Genomic DNA, 16,205 nt, shown 5'->3' on the forward strand with positions numbered 1-16,205 from the left:
CCCTCTTTTGAGGGTTTATTTTCTTTAGAAAGGAAATAATTATGGGAAAGTCTTTATTTGTAGCAGAAAAGCCGTCAGTGGCTATGGATTTTGTAAACTTATTAAAAGTTAATGGTAAGAGAAAAAATGGATATATAGAAAGTGAAAATGCAGTATTTACTTGGTGTGTAGGACACATGGTAACAATGTGTTATCCAGAAGCATATAATGAAAAGCTTAAATATTGGAATATTAGGGATTTACCTTTTTTACCAGAAGAGTACAAATATGAAGTAATAAATTCAGCTAAAGGACAATTTAATGTTGTAAGCAATTTACTTAATAGAAACGATATTGATAAAATATATGTTTGTACCGACTCAGGAAGAGAAGGAGAATACATATATAGATTGGTAGATGATTTATCAGGAAACCCTAAAAAGGAAAAGCTTCGTGTATGGATTGATTCACAGACAGAGGAAGAAATAAAAAGAGGTATAAAGGAAGCTAAGCCTTTATCAGAATATAATTCTTTAGCTCACTCTGCATATTTAAGGGCCAAAGAAGATTACATAATAGGAATTAATTTTTCAAGATTATTAACATTAATATATGGAAAGCAGTTATCTAATATGTTAAAGAAAGATAAATCATCAGTAGTAGCAGTTGGAAGAGTTATGAGCTGTGTACTTGGAATGGTAGTTGACAGAGAAAGAGAAATTAGAGATTTTAAGAAAACATCATTCTATAAAATATTAGGTAGCTTTAATAGGGAAGAAAAAGAAGAAGAAATTCAAGCAGAGTGGAAAGCCCTAGAAAATTCAAAATTTAAAGATTCACCAAAGCTTTATAATGAAGGTGGATTTAAGAAAAAGGAAGACTGTATAAATTTAATAAAAGAACTTGAAGAAATAGAAGAAGGAATAATTTCTAATATAAAAAGAACAAAAGAAAATAAAAATGCACCTCTTTTATTTAATTTAGCAGAACTTCAAAATGAATGTTCAAAGAGATTTAAAATAAGTCCTGATGAAACATTAAATCATCTTCAAACTCTTTATGAAAAGAAGATGGTAACATACCCTAGAACAGATGCAAGAGTATTATCAACTGCAGTAGCAAAGGGGATTAATAAAACTATATTTAAAATTAGTAGAATGAATATAGGTGAAGAATTAACTTTAGCTACAAAAAATATACTTGATAACAAATGGGAAAAAACTATATTAAAAAGTAAATATGTTGATGATAAAAAAATAACAGATCACTATGCTATAATACCAACTGGAGAAGGAAATAATGTAATAAATTCTTTAAAAGAAATAGAAAAAAAGATGTATTTTTTAATACTTAGAAGATTTATAGCAATATTTTATCCGAAAGCTCAATATAGCAAACAAGCAATTACTATAACACTTGGAAATGAATCTTTTTATACAACTAAAAAAGTTTGTGTAGAAAGAGGATATTTGGATATTTTAGAGCCTAAGAAAGAAAATAATACAGATGAATTTCCAAAAGATTTAAAAAAAGGACAAAAAGTTTTAGTTGAGTCTTTAGAGATTAAAGAAGGGGAAACAAGTCCACCAAAAAGATTTACAACAGGTTCTATAATAATAGCTATGGAAAATGCAGGTAAGCTTATAGAGGATGAAGAATTAAGAGAGCATATAAAAGGAGCAGGAATAGGTACATCAGCTACTAGGGCTGAAATACTTAAAAAACTTATAAATATAGAATATATAAAATCAAATAATAAAACACAAACTCTTACTCCAACTCAATTTGGAGAGATGATATATGAAGTAATAAAGATATCAATACCATCTTTATTAAATCCAAAGCTTACAGCATCGTGGGAAAAAGGATTAAAGTTAGTTTATGAAAAGAGTATTGAACCAGAAGAGTTTATGTTTAAATTAGAAGATTATACTAAACGCTCCATATATACAGTTTTTAGAGATAATAAGTTAGGAAATTTAAATAGAAAATTATTAGAAGTTAAACATGTTTATAATGAAAGTAAATGATAAAAGCAACTTACTAAATAGTAAGTTGCTTTTATTTTAATGAAATATTAAATTATAAACAAACATTGCAATATTAAGGGCTAATGGAGCAACAAATACTGTCATCATCCCAGCAATACCTATTGAAAGGGAACTCATAGCTCCTTCTGTTTCTCCAAGTTCTAATGCTTTTGTGGTACCAACTGCATGTGATGCAGTTCCAAGTGAAATTCCTATTGCTATTTTGTTTGTTATTCTGCAGATTCTACATATTGTAGGTCCTATAATTGCACCAATTATTCCTGATAATATAATTGCAAGTACAGTAACAGGAACTATACCGTTAAATTCTTTACTTATGGCAATACCTATTGGTGTTGTTACAGACTTAGGCATTAATGATACAATCATTGGTACATTAAGTCCTAAAGAATGAGATAAAAGAATTATTGAAAATATTCCAATTAAAGTTCCTAAAAATATTCCAATAAAAATAGCTATTGCATTTTGTTTAAGTAACTCAATTTGTTTATAAAGTGGAACGGCAAGTACTACGGTTGCAGGTCCTAAAAACATATTAATAAATTGAGCTCCTGAATTATAAGCATCAAAGTTTATATGGAATGCAGTTAAAAATGCAATTACAATCACTATTGCTATAAGTAAAGGATTGAATAGTGGTATATTTGTTTTTTTATAAATCGCAAGTCCAATCTCAAAAGCGATAAGAGATAAAACTATACTAAAAAATACGTTGCTAGTTATTACACTCATTTTCCTCTGATCCTTTCTTTCTTTTATTTAATAGGTTTACTATGAATTGTACTATAAGTCCAGTTGAAGCTATTATTATTGCTGTTGTTATAACGCAAACAATTAATATTTGAACAAGATTAGCTTTAATAATTCCAAGAGAATTCATTAAGCTAACTCCAGCTGGTAGGAAAAAGAAAGCTAAGTGATCTAAAAAGAAATTTGTTAAAGTTTCAACTTGGCTAACCTTTATTATTTTAGTACAAAGACATATTAATAGTAATAATAACCCTATGATATTTCCTGGGATAGGAATATGAGTAAATGCAACTATTACCTCACCAATTAAATAAATTCCGAAAATAATAAGTGCTTCTCTAAATAATTTCAAGTTAATCTCTCCTTGTATCTTTTGTACCTTATTAATGTATCACTTTCATTAGATTAAGTAAACCTTAATTAGACATAAATAAATATAGAGAATTTATAATTTTTAAATACTCTAAATCCTCTATATTTCAGTATGAAATGGTTATCTAAAATATATAAAATATATCAAAAATAAAAGTGAATATATTGTTAATAATTTTTATGAAGCCTTAATATACTTATTTTCTAGAAGAGTTACCAATTTATACATTATAAAAGCAATTAAAGATAAGATTACAATACTCATCATAACCATATCAAGTTGAGATATTTGACCTCCAAATATAATTAAGAATCCAAGGCCTTCTCTTGCAACTAAAAATTCTCCCATTATTACACCGACCCATGAAAGACCAACATTAATTTTTAGAGCTGATATTAATACAGGAATAGTATATGGGAATATTAAATATTTAAGTTTTTGTATTTTTGATGCTTGAAAAGTATCCATGAGAAGCAATTTTTCTTTATCAACTTCATTAAATCCAGTTAAAACACTTATTATAGTTGTAACTAATGAAATCAGTAGAGTAATAACTATTATGGCAGTTTTTCCATTTCCAACCCAAAATATAATTATTGGTGCTAATGCAACTTTAGGTAATGCATTTAATACAACTAAATAAGGATCTAGGACTTTAGATGTTAAAGGGCACCACCATAAAATTATAGCTATAAAGGTACCTAAAAAAGTTCCAAGTAAAAATCCTACAATAGTTTCAGTGCAAGTAATATATATATGTCTCCATAATGTCCCATCAGATATAAACTTTAAGAGAGAATCAAGCATTCTACTTGGAGATGATGTTAAAAATGGATCTATCCATTTTAAATCAGCAGCAACCTCCCATAAAATAAGAAGTAATAATAAAATACCTATTCTTAAAAAAGTAATTTTTAATTTTTCTCTTTTTAGGCTTTTTATATAATTTTCATGTTCATTACTAATCATTTTAGTTAAGCTCCTTCCATAATAAATCAAAGTATTCTTTAAATTCATTTTCTTTTCTTCTATTAAAAGGAGTTAAAGGATCATTTTTAAATGATATATTAATTTCTTTTTTTACTAAAGCAGGTCTTTTAGTTAAAACGATAACTCTATTTGATGTAGATACTGCTTCAGCTATATCATGAGTTACCATTATTGCAGTTTTACTTTCTTGCTTTATTATGCTAAATATTTCATCACATACATTAAGTCGTGTTTGATAGTCTAAAGCTGAAAAGGGTTCATCAAGAAATAAAACTCTTGGGTTTAATGCAAGAGTTCTAATAAGAGCAACTCTTTGCCTCATTCCACCAGATAATTCAGTAGGTTTATGATCTTTAAATTTAGTTAATTCATAATTTGATAGTAAAGTTTCAACTCTAAATATTGATTCATCATTAAGAAGACCTTTTATTTTTAAACCTAAAGTTACATTATTCCAAACAGATGTCCAATCAAATAGATGATCTTTTTGAAACATATAACCAATTTTATCTAAACTATTTTTTATATTATCACCATTAAAGTTTACAGTTCCACTAGATTGATTAAGCAATCCACTCATTATATTTAAAAGAGTGGATTTACCACATCCAGAAGGACCTAATATACTTAAAAAATCCTTGTCATTTACATCAAAGCTAACATCTTTTATTGCTTCTGTTTCTGTTTTTAAAGAATGATAGCACATTCTTATATTTTTAACTTCTAGTAATGCCATATTATTCACCACCTTTAAATTATATGTATTAAGAGGATAGTCCAAATTTAAATTACGGAATCTATCCTCTCTTTGAATAAACTATTTGCCTAAAACTTTATTAGCAAATGAATTATTTACAATATCATTAAATGGTGGACGAGTTTCTATTAATGATTTATCATAATCACTAATTACATCCATAAGATGATTTAAACCTTCTTCAGTTATAATAGGATTATCGTATAATGCATCAATTTTTTTATAGTTATCAATAACTGAAATAATTATATCTTTATCAGTTCCAGGGAAGAAAGATAATATAGAATCTGCTACTTCTTCTGAAGAATGTTCTTTAAACCAAGTTTGTCCCTTGTATAATGCTTTAGTGAAACTTTCTATAACATCTTGGTTATTTTCTATATAAGATTTAGTTGCAAAGAAACATGTATAAGGCATTTCACCTGAAGATTCTCCTATAGATGCAACTATTTTACCACTACCTTCTTTTTCAAGCATTGAAGCTGTAGGTTCAAATAATGCAACATAATCTGCTGCACCAGATTTAAAAGCACCAGCAGTTGCTGTAAAATCTATATTTGTAACCATATTAACATCTTTATTTGGAACTATATTATTTTTATTTAAAACATATTCTAAAGCCATTTCAGGAACTCCACCAGGTCTTCCACCTATTATGCTTTTACCTTTTAAAGTTTTCCAATCAAAATCTTTTTCTGATGATTTAGAAACTAAAAAAGACCCATCACGTTTTGTAAGTCCTGCAAAAAGAACTGGAAAATCTTCACGACCTTGATTATAAATATATACGACTTGTTCAGGTCCACAAAAACCTATGTCAGCATTTTTAGATAATACATTTTGCATAACTTTATCTGCACCTTGTCCAGTAGATAAATCAATATTTAAGCCTTCTTCTTCAAAGAAACCTTCATTTATTGCAACATACATAGGTGCATAAAAAACAGAACGAACAACTTCGTTAAGTTTTATTGTTTTTAAGTTAGATGAATTATCTTCTTTTTTACATCCAACTAATGAAAGACATAAAGATAATATTAAAGTAATTAAAAGTAATAATTTAGATTTGAATTTCATAAAGCATCCCTTCTAAAATATTTGTATATGCTTTATAGTATGACAAATTGTGCTATAATGTTAAATTAAAAAAAGACCAACTTAAAGAAGTTTGGTCTTTTTTGTATTAATAAAAAATTTTAAATTTATATATAACTGAGATAATGTTATGGTAACTAAAACTATTAATAATTCAGATATAACAAGAGTTACTACATTATCATATTTTGTATATCCATATCCAATTAAAATATAACTAACAGCACCATGAATAAGGTATAATATCAAAGAATTTCTTCCAATTGGAGATATTATTGTTTTACCGTTAGGTATTAAACATAAAATAAATGATCCAAGTATTATAGAACCAAAATAATGAAAACATCTAATAAGTAATGGAAACATTAAGTTATCAGAAAAATTACTATAAGGTTCAAATTCAAATAAAAGTTCTATTTCTATTTTATTTGATAAAAGATATAATACAAATAAAATAATACAAGAACCAATCATAAGTTTAAATTTATGTTTTTTAATAACATCTATATATTTTTTATCGAAAGACATACCCATAATGAAAAAAGGAAAGAAAAATATTGTTCTAGATAAACTTCCATAACTACCTATACTATTATCAAATCCAACAAGTAATGCTAATAAAATAGATCCTATGAGCCACTTTTTTTTATTAGTTACATAGTCAGATAATACATACCAACATGTTAGTGATAATAAATACCAAAGTGTCCATTGGGAATGCATAAATTCAAAAGCATAACCTTCATTTCCTAATATATATTTATAAAAAATTATATAAAAAAATTGTGCGACAATATATAATTTGAAAGTATATTTAACTTTTTCAATTGTCGTTCTACTACTAAGTTTAGAGAAATATCCTGATACAAAAGTGAACATTGGCATATGAAACATATAAAGAAAAAGTATAAAGTAATGAGTATTTACACTTTTAGGACTTGCAAGTTCTAATGAATTTCCTATTATTACGAACAATATAAGAAAACCTTTTAATGTATCAAAAAAAAAGTCTCTATGTTTAACTGCTGTATTCATAAAATCCCTCCTGAAATCTCTTAGGAAATAATAGCATAACTATATATAAAATACAATGATGCCAAAGTGAATTTTGTGTGAGTTTTATATAGTGTTAGTAATAATATATAATCTTTGATATAATAACTTTGATTAAATAGAGAGGGGAAAATTTATGATAAAAGCAGTATTATTTGATTTAGATGGAACTTTACTTAATACCAATGAGTTAATATATAAATCTTTTGTTTATACATTTAAGGAAGGATTAAATATGACTCCTTCAAAGGATGAAATAACTTCTTTTTATGGACAACCTTTAGAGTATACCTTTAAAAATTATATAGATAATAAAAGTGAAATAGATAGATTAATAAAAATATATAGAGAATATAATGAAGAGATTCATGATAATATGTGTTATGCTTTTGATGAAGTTGAAGAACTTTTGATAGAGCTTAAAAAGAAAGGAATAAAGGTAGGTATAGTAACTTCAAAGAGAGAATCTTTAGCTAAAAGAGGAATGAAGATAGCTGGTATATTAAAATATATGGATATAGTAGTTACACCTGAATGTACAAAAAAGCACAAACCACATAAAGAACCAGCTTTGTATGCTACGGAAAAATTAAATATTAATCCAAAAGAAACTATTATGGTTGGTGATAGTAATTTTGATTTAATTTGTGGAAGAGATGCTGGGTGTAAAACTTGTGGTGTAACATATACAGAAATGGATATAGAAAAATTAAAAGAAGTTAATCCTGATTATTTTATAACTTCACCTAAAGAAATTTTAGAATTAGTTGAAAGGGGATAGAAGATGAATATTCAAATATTTGGGAAGAAAAAGTGTTTTGATACTAAAAAGGCAGAAAGATATTTTAAAGAAAGAAAGATAAAATATGCATTTATCGATATGAATGAAAAGGGAATGAGTAAAGGAGAACTAAATAGTGTAAAAAATTCTATTCCGGTAAATGAATTAATAAATGAAAAGAGTAAAGATTATAAATCTTCAAATATAGATAAAATAAGAAGTAGTGATATGAAATTAGAAATATTACTTAAGAGTCAAAGTTTAATTAAAACTCCTATAGTTAGAAATGGAAAAGAAGCTACTATAGGATATAAACCTGAAATATGGAAGGAATGGGAGTAACAAAATGAAAAAAAGAGATTTTAAAGGAAGTGTAGTATTAAATCCAGTTCCTGTTGTATTAATATCTTCAAGAAATATTGAAGGAAAAGATAATGTATTTACTGTAGGATGGGTAGGAACTGTATGTACTAGACCACCTATGCTTTCTATATCAATAAGACCGGAGAGATTATCATATGAGTACATAAAAGAAAGCATGGAATTTGTAGTAAATATTCCAAATGCGTCTATGACAAAAGAAGTGGATTTTTGTGGAGTTAGAAGCGGAAAGAAAGTTGATAAAATAAAAGAAATGAAATTTACTATGAAAGAATGCGATAATATAAATGCATCATATATTGCAGAGTGTCCTGTGAATATTGAGTGTAAAGTAAAACAGATAATACCTCTTGGAAGTCATGATATGTTTATAGCAGAAGTTTTAAGTTCACACATAAATGAAGAATTGATTGATGAAAATGGAAAAATTCACTTTGAAAAAGGGGATCTTCTTACTTATTGTCATGGAGAATATTATAAATTGCCTAGGAAATCATTAGGTTCTTTTGGATACTCAGTAATGAAGAAAAAAGGTAAAACAGATAAAAAGGATGATAAGATATCCGTAAATAAAGAAAATAAAAAATTTAGAAAAAGTAAAAATAGCGTAGGGAAAAAGAAAAAGGTAAATAAAAAGACAAAAAAGAGAGCTTAGCTCTCTTTTTTATTATCTTCTAAATCTTTTTTTATAACTTCTTCCATAGCTATAGTTACTTCCGTAACGTCTTTTATTGTAACGTCTCTTGTTAATTATTCTAATAATAAATATTATTAAAAGAACTACTATAACAATTCCTAAAATTATTCCTAAATAAGCAAGTATATTAGCCTTAATTAATGTAAAGGTAGATATTCCAATGCTTCCCTTTAGTGATTGAGTATACTCTTTAACTGAAAGAGTAAGTGTTAAATTATCATCTGATGCAACAGACCATGCATTATCATCATTAGAAGTTAATGATATTTTTGCATTTTCTTCATTAAAACTATTTGGGTAAAGTTTAACATCTTCTGATAAAGTTACAGGAGCCTCTATAGTTTTTTCAGGACCGAAAAATCTAAACATTTTATATTTTAGTTTTACGTTGTTTACTTCACTTCCAGCAGCTTTGTATACAGTTGGAGTTGCAGCAAAACTATAGTCCATTATTTTATCCATATCAGCATATCTTGTTGAATCATCAGCACTTACTGCTGAATCAAGAACAACACCTATAATATCTCTGCCATTTCTATTATAAACAGTAGCTAAGCATTCACCTGCTTGATCAGTTGTTCCAGTTTTACCAGCTATATTTCCGTTTTTGCCTAATGTTTTGTTTCTATTTGTTAAGTTAACAGTTTTGCCACCAATAGATATAGTAGCATCTTTAGTTCCCATTACTTCTTTAACCCATGGATTAGCAAATGCAGCCTTAGTAAGTAAAGCCAAATCGTAAGCTGTTGAGTAATGATTAACGTTATGTAATCCATTTGGTGTTACAAAGTGGCTGTTTTTCATTCCAATTTCTTGAGCTTTTTGATTCATAAGCTTAGCGAAATTTTGAACATTTCCAGCAACAGAATCAGCTATCATATAAGCTGCATCATTACCAGAGAACATTAATAAACCTTTCATAACATCATCAGCAGTCATAGTATCTCCGACTTTCATTGTAACTCCAGGCCAATTTGAATGTAATGAATATGGCGGCTGAGCCTTAGCATCCTGAGTAAATTTAATTTTGTCGTATTTTTGTGCGTGATCTGCAAAAACTAATGCAGTAAGTAACTTAGTTATACTTGCTGGATAAGCCTTTGCATTTGCATTTTTTGAGTAAATAACTTCACCTGTTTTTAAATCCATAGTAATTGCATATTTAGCAGTTATTTTAGGATCATTTGGTAATTGAGTATCTGCAAATGATTTTACTAATCCTAAGGGAGATAATAAATACATAGCAAAAACAATTACCATTGTTTTAATTAAAAATCCTTTCTTTTTTAAATTCATTTTTCCACCTCGTTCTAAAATTTTGTCAAAACAATGGACATACATACAAAAAAGTATAACATTTTATCAAATTAATAACAATAAACAATAACCTAAAATAGGTATTAAAATTATTACAATAAAATTAAATAAAAAAGTTTATTGTAGGCATAATAAAGTTATGGGGGTGATAACATGAAAATGTTTAAAAATACAATTTTAAATTTATTAATTGTTTTTATTATGCTTTTCAATCTAACTAGTATTAATGTAATGGCTTTGACACCACAAAATAAAACAGTTTATTTAACTTTTGATGATGGACCGGCAAATGGAAACACAAATAAAATATTAAATATTTTAGAGAAAAATAATGTAAAGGCAACATTTTTTGTAGTTGGCAGCAGGATTCCTGCAAATAAAGCAATTATAAAAAAGGCTAAATCTTTAAATATGGCAATTTATCCTCATTGCAATAATCATGATTATGATAAAATATATAGTAGTAAAAATGAATATTTAAAAGATTTAAATTGTTGCAAAAAAAATATGATAAACACATTAGGAAAAGATTGTAGTGATTTTAAATTTGTAAGATTACCAGGTGGTGCCACAAACACAGTTTGTAAAAGGGAAGTTCTAAATAATATAAAAAATGAACTAAAAGCTAAAAATACAATGTATATAGATTGGAATGTTGATTCAGGAGATGCGGTAGCTAGAAATGTATCAAGTAATACAATAAAAAATAATATGAAAAATTATGCTGGAATATATAATGTGGAAGTAGTTTTGATGCATGATAGTGGAGATAAAGAATCAACAGTAGAAACACTACAAAGTATAATAAATGGTTATAAGAAGAAAAATTATAAGTTTAAAACATTAAACAACATCTCAAAAGAAGAAATAAACTATTTAAAGAAAATAAGAGTAATAAATTATTAAATTTAATTATTAAAAATAACCATATAGATATCTATATGGTTACTTTTTTTCCTCGAATCTTTTAATAATAGTTTCTTTAGCTTTAAGTTCAAAACTATCATTTAAAGGTTCAAGGTTAACATCTCCGTATTTATGTGAAAGTGCAAGCTCTAATAATTTATCTGCAAGTTCAGGGTTTTTTGAAAGTAGTGATCCATGGAAATAAGTACAAAATGTATTTTTATATATACATCCTTCATTTCCGTCTTCACCATTATTTCCATATCCTTCAATACATTTTCCAAGTGGTTTAAGACCATTTGTATAAGTTCTACCAGAATGATTTTCAAATCCAACATAAGTTTGATTAAATTCTTCATTCTTTATTATAGTGTTACCTATGAAACGAGTATCTCCACCTTCTGTATATATATCTAATATTTTAAGCCCTTCAAGTTTTTCTCCATTAGGAGCTCTATAATAGTTGCCAAGTAATTGGTATCCACCACAAATAGCAAGTAAAACTTTAGAATCTTCAACATATTTTGTTAAAGCTTCTCTTTTATTATTTTTTAAATCATCTGAAACTATTGATTGCTCATAGTCTTGGCCACCGCCAAAGAATACTATATCATAATCATCTTCATTAAATTCATCATTTATAGAAACGTCAAATACATTAACTTTGATTCCGCGGCTTTGGGCTCTAGATTTAAGTATTAATATATTACCTACGTCACCATAAACATTTAATAAATCAGGATAAAGATGACAAATATTTAATTCCATAAATATTACCTTCTTTCTACCAAAGTTTATTTATATAACCTTTTGAATGTAGGAATTTTCTATAGTTGATCATTGCTGTGTAAGTTGCAAGAACATAAATAGTATCATCATTACATTCTTTTATTTTGTTAGTTAAAGCTTCATAATCAGCTTCTATTATAAATTTATCAGAATCAAGTCCACAAGTTTTAAGTCTTACAGCCATATCATACATTCTCATTCCAGAAATAAATACATTATTAATTGGAAGAGTTTTAAGTCTTTCAAAGTCAACATCCCATATCCAAGAAACATCTCGTCCATCTGCATAATTATCATTTAACATAAATAAAGCAGAAAAAGGATTTGTATTTAAACATAAAGTATCTATTGCTTGATTGTATCCAGCAGGATTTTTTACAAGAATTATTTTAACACTTTTACCTTCTAAGTTTATAACTTCTTGTCTACCAAAACTTGAATCTTGTTTACCTAAAGATTTTGCAATTGTTTCATCAGAAACACCTAAATCTTTTGTTATTGAATAAGCACAAAGACCATTATAAATATTATAAGCACCAGATTGACTTATAGTAATTGGAGCTCCATTTATAACTACTCTTGAGAATTCAGGAGTAACTTCGATTATTTCGTCAACTGCATATTTAAGTTTTGGTCTTTTATAGCCACAGTTAGGGCAATAAAAATCTCCTAAATGATTATATGTTATAAAATTATATTCATAAGGTGATTTACAGAATTTACAAAATTTAGAGTCTGCATTTACATCAAGTTTTGTATCTTCTTGAACTGGAACGTTAAATCCGTAAAACTCAGTAGGATTTTTAACATCTAATTTACCAAGTAAAGATTCATCACCATTTAATATAAGTTTAGTTTCTGGAACTTTAACAACGCCTTCAAGTATTTTAGTAAGAGTTGTATAAACTTCTCCATATCTATCTAGTTGATCTCTAAATAGGTTTGTTACTGTTATCATTTCAGGTTTTATGTATTCTGTGATAAATTTTACGTTTGCTTCATCTACTTCAATAACTGCGTATTTAGAAGATTTATCACTAAATTTAAAGTTGTCTATAAAGCAAGAAACTATTCCAGGGAAAAGATTAGCACCTGTATTATTAGTTATTACTTTAAAACCATTTTCTTTAAGTATATTAGTAATCATACTAGTAGTTGTTGTCTTACCATTAGTACCAGTTATTAATATAACTTTATATCCTTTAGAAACTGTTTTTAAAATATTTCTATCAATCTTTAATGCAACTCTTCCAGGGAAAGTACTTCCTCCTTTTAAAAAGTTTTTTGATATAAATAGTACTATTTTACTTGAAATAATACTAATAATTGATTTTATATTAATAATAATCACCACCTAGTGTTTAAGTATGTTCTTTATACAAATAATTAATAGTATAACACAAACTATATTATAGCGAAATATTTTAAATGGCAATATTAATTAATAGAATTATTAACATATATATAATAAAAATAGTAGGAAAATAAAATAATTGTGTGATTTTTAAATGAAACTGCATAGTTTTGTATGTAGATTTTTATTTTTTTGTTTGATAGAATAGGAAACAAGAAAGGTTTGACATAAAGATGAGAGGAGATCATAATATGTATCCAATAAAATTTGAAAACTTATACTATGACAAAATTTGGGGTGGAAGAGATTTTGAAAAATTCAGAACTAACATGCCAGAAGGATTAATCGGCGAGACTTGGGATATTGCTTGTCATAGAAATGGAACTGGTGTAGTAGAAAATGGTGAATTTAAAGGTATGAAATTTGATGAACTTTTAAATAAATTAGGCCATAAACTTGTAGGTGATAAAATAGCGGCAGATAAGTTCCCATTATTAATAAAACTTATAAATGCTAATGACAAATTATCAGTTCAAGTTCATCCAGGAGATGAATATGCAAGAGAAAAAGACAATGATCTTGGAAAGACAGAAGCTTGGTATGTTGTTGATGCAAAAGAAGGAGCTTCATTAATAGTTGGAACAAAAAATTGTGATAAAAAAGTATTTGAAGAAGCAATAAAAAAAGGTGATTTAACTCCTTATTTAAATCAAATCCCAGTTAAAAAAGGTGATATGTTCTATGTAAAGAGCGGATTAGTTCATGCAATATGCGAGGGCGTAGTAATAGCTGAAATTCAACAAAATAGTGACACTACATATAGAGTTTATGATTATAATAGAGGAAGAGAAATCCATGTAGAAAAAGCTTTAGATGTTATAGATTTTTCATTAAAGGGAGAGAATATAAAAGGTATCACAATCCATGAAAATGGATATGATAAAACTGTACTTTGTATAGGTGAATATTTTGCTATAGAAAAATATGAAATTAAAGAAAGTGCAAAAGAATCAAGTGATAAAGAAAGATTTTTCTTATTTACATGTGTAGATGGTAATGGAGAAATTATATGGGATAATGGTTCATTAGAGGTAAAGATGGGAGATAGTATACTTATACCAGCTTACCTTGGAGAATATGAACTTAAAGGGAATTTCACATTATTAAAGAGCTTTGTTCCAGATGTAGAAGAAGAAAAAGAAAAAATATTGGCTCCAGTTTTAAAATAATATATATTAAAAGAGATTTACAAAAGATAAAAGAGGCTTGATTTAAGCCTCTTTTATTTTCTTAAAATTAGATTAATTAAATTGGAATATGTAGACAAGTGGTTGTAATGAATTTATAATTAAAAAGTCAGAAATTTTTAAGAAAGTGAGTGAGAATGAGTGGGAATAGATTTACTATTAATATTTAAGGCAATTATTGTTGCTATAGTAGAAGGTCTAACGGAGTTTGTTCCAGTTTCATCAACAGGACATATGATCCTTGTTAGTAATTTAATTGATTTTACTGGAGCATTTGCAGATATGTTTATTATTGTAATACAACTTGGAGCAATACTTGCAGTTGTTGTATTATATTGGACTAAGATAAGTACTAGCGTTGTGGATTTTTTTAAGTTTATATTTACTAAAGGAAGAGAAGGAGAAACAGGTTTTAGATTTGGAATCAATGTAATTGTTGGTTCAATACCTGCCCTTATAGTGGGATTACTTCTTCATGATAAAATAAAATCATTACTTAATCCAAGAGCTGTAATATATGGCTTTATAGTTGGAGGTATACTATTAATTGTTATAGAAAACATTTATAGAAAAAGAAGACCAAAGGCAAGAAGTATTGATGCGATTACAGCAAAAGAATCTTTAATTGTTGGTATTGCTCAATGTTTTGCAATGTGGCCAGGAATGTCAAGAAGTGCATCTACAATAATGGGTGGATGGATAGCTGGACTTTCAACACCTGTAGCTGCTGAATTTTCATTCTTTTTAGCAATACCTGCTATGGTAGGTTCAACTGGACTTGATATGTTGAAATTTGATTATTCAATTATGACAACAACTGATTGGATAGCTTTAGCAGTAGGATTCGTAGTAGCATTTATAGTTGCACTTGTTGTTATGAACAAGTTTGTAAACTACTTAAAGAAGAAGCCTATGAGAGTATTTGCAGTTTACAGAATAATTGTAGGGGTTATACTTGCAGTTTTAGTTTTTGCAGGAGTAATGACTTTACCACCACTATAAACTATATAATATAAATATTTAAATAAATTCAGTCAAATATTTTATTTGACTGAATTTATTTTTTTTATTTACAAATAATAATTTTTATAAAGGAATATAAAGGAGTAGAGTTTATGGAAATTTTTGAAAAGGTAAATAAAATATTAAATGATAAAAAGTGGACTAAAAATGATATTGGAATGAGTAGAATACAATTAGGAAAACTTATGTTGATAAATGGCAATTTAATTTTATTAATTAAAGCACACAAAAATAAACCTATATGGGCTATGGTTGAAAAAATTGGTTGTGTAAAAGGAGGAGACTTAATTATATTTTTTGATGGGAAATATGATGTTAATTTAAGCAAAGATGAATATGAAGATTATAAAGAATATATTGAAAAAGAAGAGTGGAATTTATTATTTGAAGAAGATGGAATTGAAAAAATTATAAACAAAGGGTATGTTGATGAAAAAGGTTTTTATATTGATATACAAGATAATTTAAGGGGATTAAGTGAGAATTTTGAAGAGGCAGATTTAACTAAAATTAAAGAGGAAATTTCAAAATAATACTAAATTTATCTTTATATATAGAAAAAAATATGATATCATAAAAACAGTAAATATTTTACTTAAAATGAAAAAAATGAAAAGTGTTTAATGTAGATTACTAAAGCAGAAATAAAGTTTGGGAAGTTT

The 16,205-nt window shown here is 27.0% G+C and carries 17 protein-coding genes; 8 read left to right on the top strand and 9 right to left on the bottom strand.

What is annotated here, in order from left to right:
* The first annotated feature begins 41 nt into the window (after positions 1–41).
* Entirely contained in the window at positions 42–2,009 is a 1,968-nt protein-coding gene (locus O212_RS0102555; RefSeq protein ID WP_029699126.1) for a DNA topoisomerase, read from the top strand.
* Between the two features lie 36 nt (positions 2,010–2,045).
* Here O212_RS0102555 and O212_RS0102560 read toward each other — a convergent pair whose 3' ends face one another.
* The 6 genes from O212_RS0102560 to O212_RS0102585 all read right to left on the bottom strand — a co-directional run bounded on the left by O212_RS0102560 (position 2,046) and on the right by O212_RS0102585 (position 7,030).
* On the bottom strand, positions 2,046–2,762 hold the full coding sequence (locus O212_RS0102560; RefSeq protein WP_024613601.1) for an LrgB family protein: 717 nt from the start codon (positions 2,760–2,762) through the stop codon (positions 2,046–2,048).
* Complete coding sequence (locus O212_RS0102565; RefSeq protein ID WP_024613602.1) at positions 2,746–3,132, bottom strand: CidA/LrgA family protein; 387 nt, start codon at positions 3,130–3,132, stop codon at positions 2,746–2,748. Before O212_RS0102565 ends, O212_RS0102560 begins: the two co-directional genes overlap by 17 nt.
* Before the next feature lie 198 nt (positions 3,133–3,330).
* Entirely contained in the window at positions 3,331–4,119 is a 789-nt protein-coding gene (locus O212_RS0102570; protein WP_024613603.1) for an ABC transporter permease, read from the bottom strand.
* 4 nt (positions 4,120–4,123) lie between these two features.
* Positions 4,124–4,879: an ABC transporter ATP-binding protein gene (locus O212_RS0102575; RefSeq protein WP_029699127.1), complete on the bottom strand. Its 756-nt coding sequence runs from the start codon at positions 4,877–4,879 to the stop codon at positions 4,124–4,126.
* 81 nt (positions 4,880–4,960) lie between these two features.
* Positions 4,961–5,977, bottom strand: coding sequence for an ABC transporter substrate-binding protein (locus tag O212_RS0102580; protein ID WP_024613604.1), 1,017 nt, complete (start codon positions 5,975–5,977; stop codon positions 4,961–4,963).
* An 81-nt stretch (positions 5,978–6,058) separates the two neighbouring features.
* Entirely contained in the window at positions 6,059–7,030 is a 972-nt protein-coding gene (locus O212_RS0102585; protein ID WP_024613605.1) for an acyltransferase family protein, read from the bottom strand.
* A 154-nt stretch (positions 7,031–7,184) separates the two neighbouring features.
* On the opposite strand from O212_RS0102585, the gene ppaX reads away from it, so the two are divergent.
* Genes ppaX through O212_RS0102600 form a run of 3 tightly spaced genes read left to right on the top strand, consistent with a single transcriptional unit; the run spans position 7,185 to position 8,865 of the window.
* Positions 7,185–7,829, top strand: a complete 645-nt coding sequence (gene ppaX / locus O212_RS0102590; protein WP_024613606.1) for a pyrophosphatase PpaX — start codon at positions 7,185–7,187, stop codon at positions 7,827–7,829.
* 3 nt (positions 7,830–7,832) lie between these two features.
* Positions 7,833–8,171: an arsenate reductase family protein gene (locus tag O212_RS0102595; protein WP_024613607.1), complete on the top strand. Its 339-nt coding sequence runs from the start codon at positions 7,833–7,835 to the stop codon at positions 8,169–8,171.
* Positions 8,172–8,175: 4 nt separating this feature from the next.
* Positions 8,176–8,865, top strand: coding sequence for a flavin reductase family protein (locus O212_RS0102600; protein WP_024613608.1), 690 nt, complete (start codon positions 8,176–8,178; stop codon positions 8,863–8,865).
* 12 nt (positions 8,866–8,877) lie between these two features.
* On the opposite strand, the gene O212_RS0102605 is transcribed toward O212_RS0102600, so the two are convergent.
* On the bottom strand, positions 8,878–10,203 hold the full coding sequence (locus tag O212_RS0102605; RefSeq protein WP_024613609.1) for a D-alanyl-D-alanine carboxypeptidase family protein: 1,326 nt from the start codon (positions 10,201–10,203) through the stop codon (positions 8,878–8,880).
* A 174-nt stretch (positions 10,204–10,377) separates the two neighbouring features.
* Here O212_RS0102605 and O212_RS0102610 point away from each other — a divergent pair, with 174 nt between their 5' ends.
* The gene (locus tag O212_RS0102610) at positions 10,378–11,130 is read left to right on the top strand and encodes a polysaccharide deacetylase family protein (RefSeq protein WP_024613610.1); all 753 of its coding nucleotides are present in this window, start codon (positions 10,378–10,380) and stop codon (positions 11,128–11,130) included.
* 39 nt (positions 11,131–11,169) lie between these two features.
* Here the strand turns inward: O212_RS0102610 and O212_RS0102615 are convergent, their stop codons facing one another.
* Entirely contained in the window at positions 11,170–11,898 is a 729-nt protein-coding gene (locus O212_RS0102615; RefSeq protein WP_024613611.1) for a type 1 glutamine amidotransferase, read from the bottom strand.
* Between the two features lie 16 nt (positions 11,899–11,914).
* Positions 11,915–13,270 carry a Mur ligase family protein gene (locus O212_RS0102620; RefSeq protein WP_035278954.1) on the bottom strand — a complete coding sequence of 452 codons (1,356 nt, stop codon included), beginning with the start codon at positions 13,268–13,270 and terminating at the stop codon, positions 11,915–11,917.
* Between the two features lie 254 nt (positions 13,271–13,524).
* Here O212_RS0102620 and manA point away from each other — a divergent pair, with 254 nt between their 5' ends.
* From manA to O212_RS0102635, 3 genes are all read left to right on the top strand, one after another.
* Complete coding sequence (gene manA / locus O212_RS0102625; protein ID WP_024613613.1) at positions 13,525–14,502, top strand: mannose-6-phosphate isomerase, class I; 978 nt, start codon at positions 13,525–13,527, stop codon at positions 14,500–14,502.
* Between the two features lie 159 nt (positions 14,503–14,661).
* Positions 14,662–15,522 carry an undecaprenyl-diphosphate phosphatase gene (locus O212_RS0102630; RefSeq protein WP_024613614.1) on the top strand — a complete coding sequence of 287 codons (861 nt, stop codon included), beginning with the start codon at positions 14,662–14,664 and terminating at the stop codon, positions 15,520–15,522.
* A gap of 113 nt (positions 15,523–15,635) precedes the next feature.
* Entirely contained in the window at positions 15,636–16,076 is a 441-nt protein-coding gene (locus O212_RS0102635) for a hypothetical protein (RefSeq protein WP_024613615.1), read from the top strand.
* Positions 16,077–16,205 lie beyond the last annotated feature (129 nt).

Source organism: Clostridium sp. Ade.TY, from assembly GCF_000498355.1.
Classification (GTDB): domain Bacteria; phylum Bacillota; class Clostridia; order Clostridiales; family Clostridiaceae; genus Clostridium.